Genomic DNA, 16,963 nt, shown 5'->3' with positions numbered 1-16,963 from the left:
ATCGGCCGATGTGCGCACCGGGCGGCACCCCGGCGCGTGAAGGATTGCGCTACCTCCGGGAGCGTTACGTCAGCTCCTGGCGCCCTTGCCCGCCGGGCGGCCCAGGTTGGCCGCGACGAGCGCGGCCGCCAGCGTGACGAGCCACGACACGTAGACCCACAGCAGGAAAGCCGGCAGCACCGCGAAGGCGCCGTACACCGCCTTGTATGTGGGCAGCTTGAGCAGGTAGGCCGTGAACCCGCGCTTGCACAGCTCGATGGCGGCGCTGCCCAGCACGCCGCCCACGATGGCCTGCGCCCAGCCCACGCGGGTGTGGGGTACCACGCGGAAGAGGACTGCCAGCGCCAGCGCGCCCAGCAGCGCCGGCGTGAAGTTCACCAGCACGTGCGCCGATGGCGGCAGCGCGTCGAGCCAGCCCATCGACATGCCGAGCACGTACGACGAGGCCCACAGGCTCACGCCCAGCACCGGCGGGCCGATCGTGAGCATCACGAGGTAGAGGCCCAGGCGCTTGAGGAAGGGGCGGTTGCGCTTCACGCCCCAGATCTGGTTGAGCGCGTTTTCCACCGTCAGCAGCAGCGCAAGCGAGGTCGCCAGCAGGAAGAGCGAGCCCGCCCAGGTGAGCCCACCGGCGTTGGCGGCGAACTGGTTGAGGTAGCGCAGCACCGGCTGCGCGATGTCGGCCGGCAGCAGGTTCTTCAGGAGCAGCGCGTCGATCGCATCCTTGAAGCGCTTGAAGAGCGCCGGGAAGCGGCTGAAGAGCGCGAAGCAGATCGCCAGGAACGGCACCACCGACAGCACTGTCGTGAAGGTGAGGCTGCCGGCGATCTGCGGCAGGCGCTCCTTGCGGGCGCGCTGGAAGGTCTGGCGGAAGAACTGCAGCATCAGTGCGTGCGCGTCACTTCGTGAACGCCTTGCGCGAGCCGTCTTCGAACACCGCGTCGTCGCGCTCCACCTTGCCGCTCTCGTCGAACTCGCGCTCGCGCTGGATGCGGCCGCGCTCGTCGTAGTGGCGCTCCAGGCGCAGCTTGCCGTCGACATCAAAGCTCCTGTGCACGCCGCGCGGCCGCTCGTCGTAGCGGCTGGCCAGCAGCCACCGGCCTTCGAACGATGCGCGCCCGTTGTCGTGATACCGCGTCTCCTGGCGCAGCAGCTGCTCGCCGTCGCGTTCGTAGGCCTGCTTCGAGCGCAGCTGGCCGTTCAGGTACCACTGCTGCTCCAGCACCAGCTCGCTGCCGCGATCCCCCGGCTTCCACTGGCGCTCTCGCGTGAGCGTGCCGCTTTCGTGGTACTCGCGTTCCAGCGTCGTGACGCGGCGGTTGTCGCGCATCACCCACTGGCGCTCGCGCCGCTTGGTGCCGCTGTCGGAGAAGCTGCGCTCGGTGCCCCCTTCGGCCGTGCTCTCGACCTGCTCGCTCGGCTTGCCGTTCGCATGCAGGTGTTCGCTGCGACGGCGCTCGCCGCGCTCGTGCACCAGGCTGCCCGTCACGCGGCCGTCTTCGGCATGGAGCGTCACCGTGCCCGCGCCACGCTGGTGGCCGCACCACGCGGCATCGTCGGCAAACGGTGCGAGCTGCGGCTGGGGCGCGCAGCGCAGTTGCCGCAGCTTGCCTTGCGAGGTGAACTCGGCGTAGGCCTGCTCGCGGCCGTCGTCGCCGTAGAAGGTCACGCGCTGCAGCGTGCCTCTTGCATCCCAGCGTCGCGACAGGCCGGTGTTGCTGCCGTTGCGCAGGTTCTCTTCGAGCACCAGTTGCTTGCCGCTGAACTCGCGCGCCACGCCGTCACGGTTGCCGCGCTCGTTGCGGCTGTGCTCGCGCTTGAGCTCGCCCTTGTCGTCGTAGAAGCGCACGAGGCCGACGAACTTGCCGTCTCGCAGCTCCTCCTCGCGCACGAGCCGGCCAGTGTCGCGGTCCCGGCAGCGCATCAGGCCGGTCTTGCCGGCGGTGGTGTGGCCGTTGTTCGGGTTGACCGACTGGCCGCCGATGTCGCAGTCTTCGACACGGGCGAAGGCCAGGGTGGGCACAGCGCACAGCGCCAGCAGGGTGAGGAGGAAGCGTCGCATATGCGAATGCTACGCAAGCGGCCGATGCCTATAGTGGGCCGCTCATCCAACAGCAGGGAGGAACCACCATGCCAGCCCTCGACGCGGACCTGCAGGCCGCCTACGTCTACACCTTCCCCTACTACGAGATGGCGCGCCAGCGCTTCATCTCGTCGGAGGTGCAGCGCACGCCCGTCAACACCTTCGGACACCGCCGCACGCTCGCCGACCACACGGCCCGCGCCGTCACGACGCCCAACAACGACACGCTGTACTCCAGCGCCTGGCTCGACCTCTCGGCCGGCCCGCTCGAGCTGACCGTTCCGCGCATGCCCGCGGGTCGCTACTGGTCGATGCAGTTCATGGACGCGACCACCAGCACCGTGGCCCTCCTCGGATCGCGCCACGAGGGCGAAGGCGACTTCAAGGTCTGGATCGCCCGCGAAGGCGACACCACCGAGGCCCCGGCCGGCATGCGCGTGCTGCGCCTGGCCACGCGCGACGTGTGGATGCTCGGCCGCATCGTCGTCGACGGCCCCCACGACCTGCCGGCCGTGCAGGCGCTGCAGGATGGCTTCAGGCTGCGCGCGGTGAAAGCCGGCAGCGCCCCCGCCGGCCCGGTGGCGCCGACCGCGCCGCGCGGCTCGCCGACCGACGGCGCCAACTACCTCGCCGTGGTCAACGACATGCTGCAACGCAGTGGCGTGCCGGCGGCCGACCAGGAGAAGCTCAAGCGCTGGTCGGCCTTCGGCATCGGCAGCGCCGCCCCCACGCCGGAGCAGGGCGCCGCCTTGACGGCCGCCCTGCCCGAGCTCAACGCACAGCTTCGCAACGGCGCACAGCGCGCCATGAACGCGAGCTTGGTCCGGCAGTGGAGCTACCCCAACCCCGCGATCGGCACCTTCGGCTCCGATGTTGCCTTGAGGGCCACCGTGGCCCTGGTCGGGCTGGCGGCACTGCCGCCCAGCGAGGCGATCTACCTCGGCGCCGTCGCGAGCCACAGCGACAAGCCCTTCCATGGCAGCCAGCGCTACCGCGTGCGCGTGCCGGCCCAGGGCCTCGAGGCCCAGGCGTTCTGGTCGCTCTCGATGTACCAGGTCGAGCCCGATGGCCGGCTCTTCTTTGTCGACAACCCGATCAAGCGCTACGCCGTCGGCAACCGCACGCCCGGCCTCGTGAAGAACGCCGACGGCTCGCTCGACTTCTACGTGCAGGCGCAGGAGCCCGCCGACGCCACGCAAAAGGCGAATTGGCTGCCCGCACCGTCCGGCCCCTTCCGCATGACGCTGCGCGCGTACTTGCCCTCGCCAGCGATGCTCAAGGGCGAGGCGCCGCTGCCGGTGGTCGAAGCGCTGCCTTGAGCGCAGCGCTCAGGCGTCGTTCGGGTTGGTGATGGCCCGCAGGCTCATGCGCCGGTAGGCCTCGATCAGCGCCTTCGCTTCGCCGCGCCTGGCCGAAAGCGCGAGGCGCATGGTCTCTTCGCCGAGCTGCCACACAAGGAAGGCGAGCGTGCCGACCTTCTTTGCATCGGCCTTTGGAAACACGCGCATCATCGCCGCCGCCAGCAGCGCGCCGGCGGCGCGGCTCTCGTCGAGCTGCAGCTCGGCGAGCAGCTTGTCGGCCTGCATGCCGGCGTGCAGGTCGCGCATCACCGGGTTGCTGTCCATCATCTGCTCGTAAAGGTCGAGCAGGCTGGAGAACGCGGCCGACAGGCCGGCCTTGTCGCGCACTTCGGCGAGCTCGGCCTCGATGTGCGTGCGGCACTCCAGCGCGTACTTCTCGGCCAGCGTGCGGATCACGGCGCGCTTGTCGGGGAAGTACTGGTACAGCGAGCCGATCGAGATGCCGGCTTCCTGCGCCACGTCGCTCATCTTCAGCGGCTCGCTGCCCTTCTGCGCAATCAGCGCCTCGGCCACCGCGAGGATGCGGTCGCGGCGCTCCTGGCTGCGCGCCTGCAAGGGCTGGCGGCGGGCGGTCGGCAAGTCTTCGGGCAGCGGTGGGGACATGGCGTGAAAGGGATTTGGAGAACGGGCTTGACAGACAAATGTGAGTATCTATCATCTTTGAACGTGAGCAACACTCACGTTTTGAGAACCTCACACCCAACCGGAGCCCGCCATGCAGACCTCATCCACTTCTTCCGACACCCGACCCATCCTCGTCACCGGTGCCACCGGCAAGACCGGCAGCCGCATCGCCGCTCGCCTGCGCGCGATGGGCGTGCCCGTGCGTGCAGGCTCGCGCAGCGCCTCGCCTGCCTTCGACTGGGAAGCACCGGCCACCTGGCGCGCGGCCCTGCAGGGCACACGGGCGGTGTACGTGTGCTACCAGCCCGACCTGGCCGTGCCCGCGGCGCTGGCCACGGTCACGGCCTTCTTCACGCTGGCACGTGAACTGGGGGTGAACAAGCTCGTGCTGCTCTCGGGCCGCGGCGAGCGCGAAGCCGAGCAGGCCGAGGACGCGCTGCGCGCCAGCGGCGTCGACTGGACCATCATCCGCGCCGCCTGGTTTGCGCAGAACTTCAGCGAGGGCCTGATGCTCGAGCCGCTGCTCGAAGGCGAGCTCGCCCTGCCGGTGGCCGGCGTGCGCGAGCCCTTCATCGACGTGGAAGACATCGCCGAGATCGCCGTGGCCGCGCTCACCACCGAGCGCCACCGCCACCAGCTCTACGAGGTGACTGGCCCGCGCAGCATGAGCTTCGCTGAAGCCGTGCAGGAGATCGCGCAGGCGAGCGGCCAGCCAATGCGCTACACCACCGTGCCCAACGAGGCCTACCGCGCCGCACTCGCTGCCGCGCAGACGCCGCCCGAGGTGACGGGCCTGGTGATGTACCTCTTCGAGACCCTGCTCGACGGCCGCAACGAGCGTTTGACCGACGGTGTGCAGCGCGCGCTTGGCCGCCCGGCGCGCGACTTCAGCGACTTCGCGCGCCAGGCCGCGGCGGCTGGCGCCTGGAAGGCACGCCTGGCCGCCTGAGGACGATCAGCAGCCCGTCACTGCACCGCCGCCGCGAGCCCGGTGCGCACGGTGGCCGTGGGCGTGGGCCCCACTTCGACGAAGGTGTCGTTGGCCACCGTGTAGGCCGGCCAGCTCACACCGCCGGCGCTCGGGTTGCCGGTGCGCGCGAAGTTGGTCCACATCGTCATCAGGAGGTCGACCGTGGTCACGTCGTCTGCGCCCCATTGCATGGAGGCGTAGACGTCGGCACTGTCACCCGCGGTGCCGGTGATGCCATTGCCGTTCAGGTCGCCGATGGGCGGGCGGGTGCCGTTGGGCAGCAGCACGAGATTGAGGCTGTAGTTGCTCACGTGGCCCATCGGGAAGTTGAAGAGATACGGCAACTCCCCGCCGTGCGCGCTCAGCAGGCCCATTGCCGCCCAGCCATCGGGCACGCGACTGAACTTGTAGACGTACTGCGGCGACTGGTAGGTCGGCGTGCGCTGCGTCAGGAAGATCGGCAGCGCGCCGCGCAGCGTGCTGTAGTCGCCCGAGGTCACGCCCACCATCAGCGGCACGTCGCTCGGCATGCCGTCGGTCACGTTCTGCGCATAGGTCTTGGGCAGGTAGTGGTAGTCGGCGTTGGGGCGGTAGGTCTCGCGCGGGATGGCGTTGTCGATGTCGGCCTGCACGATGGCCTGCCACGGCAGGGCGCGGGCCTGTGCGAGCGTGGTCACGTTGTTGCGCGCGAAGAGCGCGGTGCCGATGGCCTCGTTGGCCGCGAGCGAGGTGGCCACCGTGCCGGTGGTCGCAATCGGGCTCGCACCGCTCTGCACGATGGCCTTGTGGAAGAGGCCGGTGGCCTGCGGCGAGTTCATCAGCGAGTAGGTCTTGCCGCCGCCACCCGACTGGCCGAAGAGCGTGACGTTGCCCGGGTTGCCGCCGAAGGCCGCGATGTTGTCGCGCACCCATTGCAGCGCCATCACCAGGTCCATCTGGCCGTAGTTGCCCGAGCCGTTGTAACCGCTTTCGGCGCTGAGCAGCGGGTGCGACAGGTAGCCGAACGGCCCGAGCCGGTGGTTCACCGTCACCAGCACCACGCCCTTGGTGGTGAGGCTCTCCGGGTTGTTGTACTGCTTGGAGTTGCCGGTGAGGATGGCGAAGGCGCCGCCGTGGAACCACACCATCACCGGCAGGTTGGCCGCGTTCTTCGGTGCGGTGATGTTGAGGTACAGCGAGTCTTCGCTCATGCCGCCTTCGCCGATGGCTTCGAGCCGGGTGTCCTGCGCCGACTGGTTGGCCCAGGCGGTGGCGTGGCGCACGCCGGTCCAGGCGGGGGCCGGTTGCGGCGGGCGCCAGCGCAGGTCGCCGACCGGCGGGCGCGCATACGGCACGCCGAGGAATTGCCAGGTGTTGGCGTTGGCCTCGAAGCCGCTCAGCTGGCCGCCGGTGGTCGTGACCACATGGCGTGGGCTCGTCGAGCGGGCGAAGTGATCGAGCGCGGCCATGGCCGTGCGGGCCGAGCGAGGCCGCGGGTCGAGGTCGGTGAAGACGTTGGCCGCGTTCAGCGCCGACAGCAGCGGCCCGAGGCTGGTGCGGAAGGCGGTGGTGGTCTGGTCGAAGTTGATCGTCGCCGCCTGCGCCGAGACGACGCTGCGGATCGCATCGGTGATCTGGATGCCGTTGTTCAGGTCGCCGTCGGCGTCGAGCGTCTGCAGCAGGATGAGCTTGTTGGCCACGCGCGGATCGCTCGCCGCCGTGGCGCCGCCGGTGATCGACAGCGGCGTGAGCGTGCCGGCGCCAGGCGCCGAGCCGAGCGTGAGATTGCCGATGGCAAAGGTGAGGGTCTCGCCCGTCTGGTAGCTGAAGCGGCCCTGCGCATCGGTGCTGCGCGCACCGAGCTGCGGGCCCTGCACGCTGAGGCCCGAGACCGGGCTGTCGATGAAGGTGCCGGTGAGGGTGGCCGGGCCTTCGTCACCGGAGCCGCAGGCGGCCACCGACATCAGCGCCGCCATGGCCGCGCCCAGCGCCCGCGGGCGCCCGATCTTCTGGAACATCGTGTTCTCCTCGTGAGTGTCGTCGTCATGGAAAGACTGTCGAGAGCCCGTGCGCGCCTGCGGTTCTTTGGGTGGTGACGCGCGCCCCGCCCTGGGTGGGGCGGGGCGCGACGCGATCAGCGCGGAATCGGGGCGATGCGCGCTTCGGCCAGGGCCTTTGCGTGGTCGGCGGGCAGCAGGTAGCCCGCCTGCAGCGCGCGATCGGCAGCGGCCTTGTACTTGTTGTAGTAGTCGTCGCGGCTCGAGTAGAGCGAGCTCAGGCGCGTGGCGGTGAAAGGCGTGGTGCTGCCGCAGGTGGTGCAGGCGAAACGGTCGAGGAACTCGCTGGAGCTCGTCGAGTTGTCGAGGCCGTAGGTGGCAATCGGCACGTCGATCTCGGGCAGGCGCAGGCCGCCGAGGGCGTTGCCGTAGCTGTCACGCTGGATGCGGCCGAGCAGCGTGCTGCGCGTGATGCGCGGCGCGGTGGGCGGCAGCACGCCGTTGACCGACCAGCGCACGAGGTGGCTGTAGACGGCGTTCTGCACGCGATAGAACGGCATGCGGTTGGCCGGCTTGTCGCACACGACGCGCGGCCGCGTGCTCACTTCCTGCAGGCTGGTCAGCATGTACTCGTCGGTGTGCGTGGAGCCGGCCACTTCCCAGTAGCGGACCTTGGGGCCATCGACCGCCTTGGAGGTCTCGGACTGCGAATTGACGTCCATCTCGGCCTGCAGCTGGAACACCGGGTGCGAGGCATCGGCGCGGATCACGGTGCTCGACGGCGTGTCGCGGAAGTCACCCGACGAGAGCTTGAAGCCAGAGTTGCCGCGGCCGTGGATCACGAAGCCGTCGATCACGCGCTCGAGCGGCTGGATCGCATTGGCATACGTGACGAGCCGGATCGCCGACTGCGAGTGCCCCGTGGCGAAGATCTTGTTGGGCACGAGGCCGCCGAGCAGCACGCCGTACTGGTCGCGGATGGCCTTGGCCGTCTGCGAGAGGATGTCGTAGGAGATGTCGTCGTTGGGCAGGTTGCCTTGCGCATAGCGCGAGGGGTTCTTCTCCTTCGAGCCTTCGAGGCCGGTCTTCTGGTTGGTGAGGCCCACGTAGGCGTAACCCTGGCGGATGAACTCCTCGCGCGAGTTGGCCCAGTCGATGTCGAGCACGTAGCCCGAGCTGACGTTGAGCCACTCGAGGATCACGATGCCGTTGAACCTGGCCGGGTCGCTCGGGCGGCGCACCAGCAGCGGCGTGTTGTACGGCGTGCTGCTCGAGTAGACGTAGGCGCTCCACCTGCCGTCGGAGCGCAAGGTGCTCGACGCACGGTAGGTGCGGGCCAAGCCCGAGATCCAGAACTCGCGGTCGGTGTAGCCCTGCGGGTTGAGGGCGGCGCTGCGGTCGAGGAAGTGGCCGCCGACGGGGGCGGGCTGGATGGCCGCCTGCGGCACGGCGGCCAGCGCCGATGCGGCGCCCGCTGCAAGGCATGCGGCCGCCAGCGCACGCTGTGCGCGGTGGATGAAAGTCTTCATGAAGTCTCCTGGTGGATCGAGATAGGCGGTGCTGTCGCGCGTGCGCGAACACCGCGGCTCGCCCACACGCACGCTCTCGCGCACGCTCTGTGGCGTGCTGATGAACGTGCGAAGCAGTCTAGGGAGCGAAGCCGACCCTGATGGCGTCATCCGTGACGATCACGGGTTAGTCGCTACGCCATCCGTACAAGAAGCGCTCGCTCCGGTGTCAGGCGTGCAACGGATCGACCGTCACGTATTCATGACCCGAGAACATGCGGTTGGGCGGCAGCCCGTAGTGCTGCTTCCACATCTTGGAGAAATGCGCCGAATCGGCGAAGCCCGCAATGGCCGCGACCTGGGTCATGCTCACGCCGCGGTTCACGAACGCGGCGGCGGCATGCAGCTTGATCGTCTGCTCGTACTTGCGCAGCGAGATGCCGGCCTCGCGCTGGAAGAGATGCACCAGCCAGTCCTTCGACAGGCACACCGCCTCGGCCAGCTCGTCCAGCGAGCGACGGCGGTTCTCGCGCAGGAGCTTCATCACCTCGCGCACGCGCGGGTCGACCGGCCGCGTGGCCGGCAGTCGCTTCACGGCCAGCGCCACCATCTGCGCGTAGAGACGATCGGCCTCGTCCACCCGCATGCGGCCGGCGCGGAACTCGTGCAGCGCCGGCATCAGCGGCTCGAAATGCTCACGCGGCCAGGGCGCTGCCGATTCGCTCGCCGCTTGCGCAAACGCCGGGTAGTCGGGGTGGGTGGGCGAGACGTCGAGCACCGCCAACTGCGGCCGCCCGAGGATGCGCTTGCGCACGCCCGGGCCGACGAGGGCGGCCGAGGCGCGCAGCGTGCCGCCGCCGGTCTCGATGCCGAACTCGCGCTCGTCGAGCGCGACGTAGAGCAGCACCGAGTGGCGCTGGCTGGCGATCTCGGCGATCAGGCCGGCATACAGAAAACCTTCGCGCTGCATGTGCATGCGACCGAAGCGTGAGGCGGAAGCGGCAGCTGAAGAAGAGGCAGCAGAAGACGAGGGGGAGGGCCCGGCATGGGGCTCGAACTGCAAGTCCATGGTGACTGGGGCCAGACGGGAGGAGGCATCGATGATTCGACACGACCGCCGACTCGGTCTTGTACCGGATGGTCGCCGTGCTGCGGGTTAACCCGCGAGGCCTTTCAGGAAGTCGACCAGCAGTGCATTGACCTCGGGCGCCCGCTCGCGCTGGATCCAGTGCCCTGCGCCCGGCAGGATGTGGCAGCCACGGAGGCCGGGCAGTGTCTTCGGGTAGGCCTCGACCTGCGCCTTCGACGCCGGGAAGCGCAGCACGCCATCACGTTCGCCGGCGATGAAGAGCGAGGGCTGGCGAATCGGGCAGCCGCGCCAGGGCATCGTCAGCTCCCAGTTGCGGCGCAGGTTGCGGTACCAGTTGAGGCCGCCGCGGAAGCCGGCACGTGTGAACTCGCCGGTGTAGTGGTCGAGGTCGGCCTCGTCGAGCCAGGGGAGCGGCCGGTCGGGCGGGACGGTGTTGTCGAGCAGCCCCTTGCCAGGGGCCAGCACGCTGAAGCCCTTGCCTTCGGGCCCGTCGCCCGAGGCGCTGAAGTACACCCGGCGCAGGCTCTCGCGCACGTCGCGCTCCAGCTCGGCCTCGGCCACGCCGGGCGCCTGGAAGTACTGCATGTAGAAGGTCTTGATGCCGCCCTTGTCGAGCGAGCTCAGCAGGTCGATGCGGCCCGGCGGCGCATAGGGCACGCTCATCCCGGCGACGGCACGGAACAGGTCGGGCCGCAGCAGCGCGCAGTGCCACGCCACCACCGCGCCCCAGTCGTGGCCCACCACCACCGCCTGCTTGTCGCCGAGCGTGTGCACCAGCTCGACGATGTCGCCCACCAGGTGGAGGATGGTGTAGGCCGAGACGTCGGCCGGCGCCTCGGTGTCGCCGTAGCCGCGCATGTCGGGCGCGACCGCGCGGTAGCCGGCCGCGGCCACGGCCTCCAGCTGGTGACGCCACGAGTACCAGCTCTCCGGCCAGCCATGGGTGAAGACCACCAGCGGCCCGCTGCCCTTCTCGGCCACGCGCATGCGGATGCCGTTGACCTGGTGGTGCGAGAAGGTGATCGTCATGCGCCGCTCCTGAAGGGATGCGCGCACTCTAGGCGATGGCCGGAGGCCCTCTTGTCACCTTGGCGGCTGCCGCCTCACGGGGCACTCGACAGCCCGAACAGCTCGGCCATGGCCTGCCGGTATTGCGCCTGCCCCACCAGGTTGGTGTTGTGGTGCGAGCCGCCTTCCACCAGCACGAAGCGCTTGGGCTCGCGGGCCTTCTCGTAAAGCGTCTGCCCGAGCTTGGACGGGATGAGCGAATCGTTGCTGCCATGCACGATCAGCAGCGGCGAGCCGACCTCGGCCACGCGCGCCGCCGAGTCGAAGCGCTGGGTGATGAACGCCGACACCGGCAGCCAGCCCCAGCGGAAGGTGCTCACCACGTCGGGGATGGAGGTGAAGCTGCCTTCGACGATGAGGCCGGCCTCGTCGCGCACCTCGGCCGCGAGCTGCACGCCGATCGCGCCGCCCAGCGAGTGGCCGAAGATGAAGCGGCGTGCCTGCGGGTGCTGGGTGGCCAGCCAGTCCCAGGCGGCGCGGGCATCCTCGGCGGCCATCTGCTCCGACGGCAGGCCCTTGCTGCTGCGGCCGAAGCCGCGGTAGTCGACGCCGAGCACCGAGAACCCGAGCTCGTGCATGCGGCGCATGCGCGGCGCACTGCCGCGCACGTCGTAGCGCGCGCCGTGCAGGTAGAGCAGCACGGGCGCCTTGGGGTCGTCTTGCGGCAGCCACAGGCCGTGCAGCTTCACCGGCTGGGGCCGGCCTTCGAGCTTGGAGTCGTAGGCGATCCACACGTCGTGCATGCCCTCGGCGGCGGCCAGGCCGCCCGACCAGGTGCGGTCGCTCGGCTGGAAGATCCAGCCGCGCTGGCGTTCGTCGAGGGTGGCGCAACCCATCTGCAGGCCGAGGGCGACCAGCACGACCGAGGCCAGGGCGGCGATGCGGCGAAAGGAAAGACGGGCAGGCATGGGCGACGCGTGAGAAAACGAGGACCGTGTTTCGGACATCGTCGCCCGAGCCAAGTTCCGCCACAAGCCCCTCAACTAAGGCAACTTCCACACACCGCCGTCGCCGACGACGAACACCTGCTGCTCGTCGGCCGCTTCGACCTCCCATCCGCCGGTGAACTCGCCGAAGGCAGGCAGCAGCAGTTGCCGTGAATCGAGCACGAAGCACGGCAGGCGCAGCCGGTCGCGGCCGCGGCCGTACAGCCGCACCGAGGGGTGCACATGGCCGACGAGGGCCAGCGCCCCCGCGACGGCCTGCGGGTGGTGGCAGGCGGCCCACGGGCCGATGCGCCACGGCTCGTCGACCACCGTCACACCGGCCGCGGCGGGCGGGTCGCCGGCGCGGCGGTCGTGGTTGCCGCGCACGAGCGTCGCGCGCAGCAGGGGGAATTCGGTGCGCCAGTCGGCAAGCGCGGCCTCGACCGACGGCGTCACGGCTTCAGGCGCATGGAGAAAGTCGCCCAGCACCACCAGCTCGTCGGGCTGGTGCCGGCGCAACAAGGCCGAGAGCCGTTCGAGGTTGCCCCGCGTGGTGCCGGCCGGCACCGGGTGGCCCTGGGCACGAAACGCGGCCGCCTTGCCCAGGTGCAGGTCGGCGATGAAGAGCATGCGCCGCGCGGGCCACCACAGCGCACGCTCGGGCAGCAGCCAGAGCGTTTCGCCGGCGATGTCGAGGCTCAGGTGCCCTCTCATCGCCGCACCCGCCGGCGCGCACGAGGCGCACTCTTCTGGGGTGCCGCAGCGCCAAAGCCCAGGCGCTCGCGCACCTCGTCGACGGGCGCCGCCTCGGCGCCGCCGGCGGCCTTCTCCAGCTGCGCCACCATGCGCGAGATGCGGTCGGCCACGCTCTCGTTCGACAGCTGCTCGCGGAAGCGCTCCACCATCAGCGGGAAGGCAAACGGCGTCGGCCGCGCCGGGTGCGTGAGCACGAGCCGCTGCCGTGCCATGCGTTCGAGGCTCGCGCGCAGGCGGCCGATCTCGAGCTCCTGCGCGAGCACCTCGGCCTCGGCCTGCTGCAGGAGGCGGTTCGCCGGGTCGTACTTGCGAAACACCTCCCAGAAAAGCGACGACGAGGCCTGCAGCTGCTTGGCGCTGCGCTTCTCGCCGGGGAAGCTCTGGAAGATGAGGCCCGACACCCGCGCGATCTCGCGGAAGCGGCGGCGCGCCAGCTCGCTCGCGTTCAGGCTGGCCAGCACCTCGTGCAGCAGCGCGGCTTCGTCGGCGGCCGGCTGCAGCACCTGCGGCAGCAGCTCGTCCCACACCAGCGGGTCGGCGCACAGCAGCTCCAGCCCGTAGTCGTTGAACGCCATCGAGAAGGTGCGCGGGCTGTGCTGCGCCACCCGCCACGCGATCAGGCTCGCCAGGCCCAGGTGCACATGCCGGCCGGCGAAGGGGTAGAGGAAGAGGTGCGTGCCCTCGCGCGTGGCGATGTGCTCGGCCAGCAGCGTGCCCGGCGTGGGCAGGGCCGACCATTCGTGCTGCAGGTCGAGCAGCGGCTTGGCGCACTGCAGCTCGGGGCTCTCGAAACGGCCGGCGTCGGCCAGCGCGAGCTGCTGCACCACCGCGTCGGCCAGCGTGGTCGAGAGCGGCATGCGGCCGCCGTTCCAGCGCGGCACGGCGGGCTTGCGGCCGGTGGCGCGGCGCACGAAGGCGGTCATCTCGTGGGTGCGCACCAGCTCGAGCTGCCGCCCGGCGAAGAGGAACACGTCGCCGGGTTTGAGCCGCGCGACGAAGCTCTCTTCCACACTGCCTAGCTTGGCACCCCCCAGGTACTGCACCGTCATGCTGGCGTCGCTGACGATGGTGCCGATGTTGGCGCGGTGGCGGCGCGCGAGGCGGGCATCGGGCACGCGCCACACGCCATCCTCATCGGGCACGGCGCGGCGGTAGTCCGGGTAGGCGGTGAGCGACGGCCCGCCCTGCTGCACGAAGGCCAGGCACCACGCCCAGCTCTCGCGCGAGAGCTGCGCATAGGCCGCGGTGCCGCGCACCTCGTCGTAGAGCTCGTCGGCGACGAAGCCGCCGCCGAGCGCCACCGTCACCAGGTGCTGCACCAGCACGTCGAGCGGCTGCTGGGGCGAATGGCGCGATTCGATCTGCCCCGAGGCCACCGCCGCGCGTGCCGCGGCCCCTTCCACCAGCTCGATGCTGTGCGTGGGCACGAGCGTCACGCGGGAGCTGCGCCCCGGCGCGTGGCCGGAGCGGCCGGCACGCTGGAGCAGGCGCGCCACGCCTTTCGGCGAGCCGATCTGCAGCACGCGCTCGACCGGCAGGAAGTCGACCCCGAGGTCGAGGCTTGCGGTGCACACCACCGCGCGCAGCTCGCCGTTCTTGAGGCCGAGCTCCACCCATTCGCGCACCGCGCGGTCGAGCGAGCCGTGGTGCAGCGCGATCAGCCCGGCCCATTCGGGCCGCGCTTCGAGGATCGCGTGGTACCAGATCTCGGACTGCGAGCGGGTGTTGGTGAAGACCAGCGTGCTGCCGCTGGCCGCGATCTCGTCGACCACCTGCGGCAGCATCGTGAGCCCGAGGTGGCCGGCCCAGGGGAAGCGGTCGGCGCGCGGCGGCAGCAGCGAGTCGATCACGAGCGCCTTGTCGAGGCGGCCGCGCACCAGCCGGCCGGCCGTGTGGCCCAGCAGCGTGTGCATCGCGTCTTCCAGGTTGCCGAGCGTGGCCGACATGCCCCACACCACGAGCGATGGCGACCAGCGCTTGAGCCGCGCCAGCGCCAGCTGCACCTGCACGCCGCGCTTGTTGCCGAGCAGCTCATGCCACTCGTCGACCACCACCATGCGCACGCTGCCGAGCACCTCGCGCGCATCGGCACGTGCGAGCAGCAGCGAGAGGCTTTCGGGCGTGGTGACGAGCGCCGTGGGCAGCCGCCGGTTCTGTGCGCTGCGCTCGCCGGCGGTGGTGTCGCCGCTGCGCGCACCCACGGTCCACGGCGCCATGCCGCTGAACCCGGCGAGCGGCGGCTCCAGCGAACGCAAGGTGTCGGCGGCCAGCGCCCGCATCGGCGTGATCCACAGCACGGTGAGCGCATCGGCCTTTTTTGCCGGCCGCATGTACGCCATCAACGCGCCCAGCCACACCGCGTAAGTTTTACCGGCCCCGGTGGTGGCATGGAGCAGGCCCGACTCGCCGGCCGCCACCGCGCCCCACACCTCGCGCTGGAAGTCGAACGGCACCCAGCCGCGAGCGGACATCCAGGCCAGCAGTTGCATTTCGACCGAAGGCGGCCTTGTGCCAGCCGGGCCTTTGGCCCTTGCCGCACAATCACGCCCGCCTTCACGCGCGGGTCTCACCATGCAAGTCCTCAAACGTCACAACGTTCACGTCATTGGCGACGGCCCCATGACCGTCATGTTTGCCCATGGCTTCGGTTGCGACCAGAGCATGTGGCGTCTGTTGGCTCCCGACTATGCGAAGCGCTTCCGGGTCGTGCTGTTCGACCTGATGGGCATGGGAGGTTCCGACCTCGCGCTCTACGATCGCCGCAAGTACGACAGCCTGCAAGGCCACGCCGAGGATGTCCTCGACATCCTGGACACGACCGAGTCGCGCGACGTCGTCTTCGTCGGGCATTCTGTCAGCGCCATGATCGGCATGCTGGCCGACCTGAAAGCCCCCGGACGTTTCAAGGGGCACGTCATGGTGGGGCCGTCGCCGTGCTACATCAACGATGGCGATTACATCGGCGGCTTCGAGCGCAGCGACATCGAGTCCCTGCTGGAGACGCTGGAGAGCAACTACCTCGGCTGGTCGAGCAACATGGCGCCGGCCATCATGGGCGCACCCGACCAGCCCGAGCTGGGCTCGGAGCTCACCAACAGCTTCTGCCGCACGGACCCCGACATTGCCAAGCACTTCGCCCGCGTGACCTTCATGTCGGACAACCGCCGCGACCTGCCCGCGTTCAAGTCGCCGGCGCTCATCATCCAGTCGCGAGACGACCTGATCGCGCCGCTGGCGGTGGGCGACTACCTGCACCGCCAGTGGCCGCAGAGCATGCTGCGCGTGGTCGACAACGTGGGCCACTGCCCGCACCTGAGCGCCCCTGGCCCGTGTGCGGATGCGATGGACGAGTTCCTCGTCTCACTCGGCCACTGAGGGGCCATGCGACCACCATGGAAGACGACGGCGCGGCACTTCCGAGCGACTCTCAGCTCTCGGAATTCGCCTCGTGCGGGCTGCTGCTGACACGTCCCGACGGCGCGATCGTCAAGGCCAACACGACCTTCTGCCGGTGGCTTGGCTATGACGCCGCGGAGCTGGTAGGCAGGCGACGCCTGCAAGACCTGCTGACGATGGGTGGGCGCATCTTTCACCAGACCCATTGGGCGCCGCTCATGCAGATACAGGGGTCGGTGGCCGAGGTGAAAGTCGAAATGTGCCGGCGCGATGGCCATCGACTCCCGATGATGATGAACGCACTGCGGATCGAGCATGCAGGCCGCACGTACCACCAGGTCTCCGTCTTCGTCGCCGAAGACCGGCACCGCTACGAACACGAGCTGCTGCTCGCCCGGCAGAAGGCCGAAGTCCTGCTGCAGAAGGAGCGCGAGGTGGCACTCTTCGCCGAGCAGATGATCGGCATCGTGAGCCACGACCTGCGCAATCCGCTGACGGCGATCGAGGTCGGTGCGCATCTGCTGCGCCGCGGTGAGCTCACCCCGCAGCAGCAGTCGGTGCTCGGCCGCATCGTCAACTCTTCGCACCGTGCCCACCGCCTCATCGCCGACCTGCTCGACTTCACCGCCGCCCGTGTGGGCCGTGGCCTCGCCATGCACCCGGCATCGGTCGACCTGCACGAGCTGGTGGGCGAGCATCTCGTCGAACTGTCGACGAGCTTTCCGGACATACGCCTGGTCCACCAGAAGGAGGGCGAAGGCCGTGCCGACGTCGACGCCGATCGCCTGGCCCAACTGATCGGCAACCTGGTCGGCAATGCGGTGGTCTATGGCGACCCGGCCCAGCCGGTGACCGCCACGTCGATCGTGAGGCCAGACGAGGTCGCCGTGTGCGTCCACAACTTCGGCACGCCCATCCCCGAGGACCTGCAGCAGCGCCTGTTCGAGCCGATGGTGCGCGGCACCTCGGCGACCCGCACTCAACGCAGCGTGGGCCTCGGCCTCTTCATCGTGCGCGAGATCGCCCGCGGCCATGGGGGCGACATTCGCGTCAGCTCGTCCGCTGTGGAAGGCACCACCTTCTGCGCAACGTTTCCGCGCTACGCCGCCGCCGACCGCGTGCGCCAGCCCCAGCAACCGTGACGCACAGCTCAAGACCCCGGATCGACACCCAATCGCTGGCTTCATCGCAGGCGGCGGGCAACG

General features: G+C 69.8%; 14 protein-coding genes. 4 read left to right on the top strand and 10 right to left on the bottom strand.

The features are described from left to right. Window positions 1-69: 69 nt before the first annotated feature. Window positions 70-885 (bottom strand): YihY family inner membrane protein, encoded by an 816-nt coding sequence (locus JI745_RS20385; RefSeq protein WP_201811223.1) that lies wholly within the window; start codon window positions 883-885, stop codon window positions 70-72. A gap of 13 nt (window positions 886-898) precedes the next feature. Next, complete coding sequence (locus JI745_RS20380; RefSeq protein WP_201811221.1) at window positions 899-2,062, bottom strand: toxin-antitoxin system YwqK family antitoxin; 1,164 nt, start codon at window positions 2,060-2,062, stop codon at window positions 899-901. A 68-nt stretch (window positions 2,063-2,130) separates the two neighbouring features. Between JI745_RS20380 and JI745_RS20375 the strand changes: the two genes are divergently transcribed. Then, window positions 2,131-3,402: a DUF1254 domain-containing protein gene (locus JI745_RS20375; protein WP_201811219.1), complete on the top strand. Its 1,272-nt coding sequence runs from the start codon at window positions 2,131-2,133 to the stop codon at window positions 3,400-3,402. Window positions 3,403-3,411: 9 nt separating this feature from the next. On the opposite strand, the gene JI745_RS20370 is transcribed toward JI745_RS20375, so the two are convergent. Next, the gene (locus JI745_RS20370) at window positions 3,412-4,047 is read right to left on the bottom strand and encodes a TetR/AcrR family transcriptional regulator (RefSeq protein WP_201811218.1); all 636 of its coding nucleotides are present in this window, start codon (window positions 4,045-4,047) and stop codon (window positions 3,412-3,414) included. 112 nt (window positions 4,048-4,159) lie between these two features. Here JI745_RS20370 and JI745_RS20365 point away from each other — a divergent pair, with 112 nt between their 5' ends. Continuing rightward, complete coding sequence (locus JI745_RS20365) at window positions 4,160-5,017, top strand: NAD(P)H-binding protein (RefSeq protein ID WP_201811216.1); 858 nt, start codon at window positions 4,160-4,162, stop codon at window positions 5,015-5,017. Between the two features lie 17 nt (window positions 5,018-5,034). Here JI745_RS20365 and JI745_RS20360 read toward each other — a convergent pair whose 3' ends face one another. The 7 genes from JI745_RS20360 to JI745_RS20330 all read right to left on the bottom strand — a co-directional run bounded on the left by JI745_RS20360 (window position 5,035) and on the right by JI745_RS20330 (window position 14,851). Then, window positions 5,035-7,035, bottom strand: coding sequence for a carboxylesterase/lipase family protein (locus JI745_RS20360; protein WP_201811214.1), 2,001 nt, complete (start codon window positions 7,033-7,035; stop codon window positions 5,035-5,037). A 116-nt stretch (window positions 7,036-7,151) separates the two neighbouring features. Then, a complete protein-coding gene (locus tag JI745_RS20355; RefSeq protein ID WP_201811212.1) occupies window positions 7,152-8,543 on the bottom strand; it encodes an alpha/beta hydrolase domain-containing protein in 1,392 nt (463 codons plus the stop codon). A 208-nt stretch (window positions 8,544-8,751) separates the two neighbouring features. Next, complete coding sequence (locus tag JI745_RS20350) at window positions 8,752-9,498, bottom strand: AraC family transcriptional regulator (RefSeq protein ID WP_201811210.1); 747 nt, start codon at window positions 9,496-9,498, stop codon at window positions 8,752-8,754. A gap of 180 nt (window positions 9,499-9,678) precedes the next feature. Continuing rightward, window positions 9,679-10,641: an alpha/beta fold hydrolase gene (locus JI745_RS20345; RefSeq protein WP_201811208.1), complete on the bottom strand. Its 963-nt coding sequence runs from the start codon at window positions 10,639-10,641 to the stop codon at window positions 9,679-9,681. A 74-nt stretch (window positions 10,642-10,715) separates the two neighbouring features. Continuing rightward, window positions 10,716-11,588, bottom strand: a complete 873-nt coding sequence (locus JI745_RS20340; protein WP_201811206.1) for an alpha/beta hydrolase — start codon at window positions 11,586-11,588, stop codon at window positions 10,716-10,718. A 75-nt stretch (window positions 11,589-11,663) separates the two neighbouring features. Further along, a complete protein-coding gene (pdeM, locus tag JI745_RS20335) occupies window positions 11,664-12,320 on the bottom strand; it encodes a ligase-associated DNA damage response endonuclease PdeM (protein WP_201811204.1) in 657 nt (218 codons plus the stop codon). After that, window positions 12,317-14,851 (bottom strand): ligase-associated DNA damage response DEXH box helicase, encoded by a 2,535-nt coding sequence (locus tag JI745_RS20330; protein ID WP_201811202.1) that lies wholly within the window; start codon window positions 14,849-14,851, stop codon window positions 12,317-12,319. The genes pdeM and JI745_RS20330 overlap by 4 nt, the downstream gene beginning before the upstream one ends. An 82-nt stretch (window positions 14,852-14,933) precedes the next feature. Between JI745_RS20330 and JI745_RS20325 the strand changes: the two genes are divergently transcribed. Both JI745_RS20325 and JI745_RS20320 read left to right on the top strand, forming a co-directional pair. Next, window positions 14,934-15,737 (top strand): alpha/beta fold hydrolase, encoded by an 804-nt coding sequence (locus tag JI745_RS20325; RefSeq protein WP_201811200.1) that lies wholly within the window; start codon window positions 14,934-14,936, stop codon window positions 15,735-15,737. A gap of 17 nt (window positions 15,738-15,754) precedes the next feature. Continuing rightward, complete coding sequence (locus JI745_RS20320) at window positions 15,755-16,900, top strand: PAS domain-containing sensor histidine kinase (protein WP_201811199.1); 1,146 nt, start codon at window positions 15,755-15,757, stop codon at window positions 16,898-16,900. The last annotated feature ends 63 nt before the right edge of the window (window positions 16,901-16,963 follow it).

Source organism: Piscinibacter sp. HJYY11 (genome assembly GCF_016735515.1).
Taxonomy (GTDB): Bacteria; Pseudomonadota; Gammaproteobacteria; order Burkholderiales; family Burkholderiaceae_C; genus Rhizobacter.
Note: the sequence above shows the minus strand (reverse complement) of the source record. Positions and strands in the feature narration are given on the sequence as shown.

Bases quoted from the DNA above. Each gene is read 5' to 3' on its own strand.
- JI745_RS20385 (WP_201811223.1), bottom strand. From the start codon at position 885: ATGCTGCAGTTCTTCCGCCAGACCTTCCAGCGCGCCCGCAAGGAGCGC.
- JI745_RS20380 (WP_201811221.1), bottom strand. From the start codon at position 2,062: ATGCGACGCTTCCTCCTCACCCTGCTGGCGCTGTGCGCTGTGCCCACC.
- JI745_RS20375 (WP_201811219.1), top strand. From the start codon at position 2,131: ATGCCAGCCCTCGACGCGGACCTGCAGGCCGCCTACGTCTACACCTTC.
- JI745_RS20370 (WP_201811218.1), bottom strand. From the start codon at position 4,047: ATGTCCCCACCGCTGCCCGAAGACTTGCCGACCGCCCGCCGCCAGCCC.
- JI745_RS20365 (WP_201811216.1), top strand. From the start codon at position 4,160: ATGCAGACCTCATCCACTTCTTCCGACACCCGACCCATCCTCGTCACC.
- JI745_RS20360 (WP_201811214.1), bottom strand. From the start codon at position 7,035: ATGTTCCAGAAGATCGGGCGCCCGCGGGCGCTGGGCGCGGCCATGGCG.
- JI745_RS20355 (WP_201811212.1), bottom strand. From the start codon at position 8,543: ATGAAGACTTTCATCCACCGCGCACAGCGTGCGCTGGCGGCCGCATGC.
- JI745_RS20350 (WP_201811210.1), bottom strand. From the start codon at position 9,498: ATGCACATGCAGCGCGAAGGTTTTCTGTATGCCGGCCTGATCGCCGAG.
- JI745_RS20345 (WP_201811208.1), bottom strand. From the start codon at position 10,641: ATGACGATCACCTTCTCGCACCACCAGGTCAACGGCATCCGCATGCGC.
- JI745_RS20340 (WP_201811206.1), bottom strand. From the start codon at position 11,588: ATGCCTGCCCGTCTTTCCTTTCGCCGCATCGCCGCCCTGGCCTCGGTC.
- pdeM (WP_201811204.1), bottom strand. From the start codon at position 12,320: ATGAGAGGGCACCTGAGCCTCGACATCGCCGGCGAAACGCTCTGGCTG.
- JI745_RS20330 (WP_201811202.1), bottom strand. From the start codon at position 14,851: ATGCAACTGCTGGCCTGGATGTCCGCTCGCGGCTGGGTGCCGTTCGAC.
- JI745_RS20325 (WP_201811200.1), top strand. From the start codon at position 14,934: ATGCAAGTCCTCAAACGTCACAACGTTCACGTCATTGGCGACGGCCCC.
- JI745_RS20320 (WP_201811199.1), top strand. From the start codon at position 15,755: ATGGAAGACGACGGCGCGGCACTTCCGAGCGACTCTCAGCTCTCGGAA.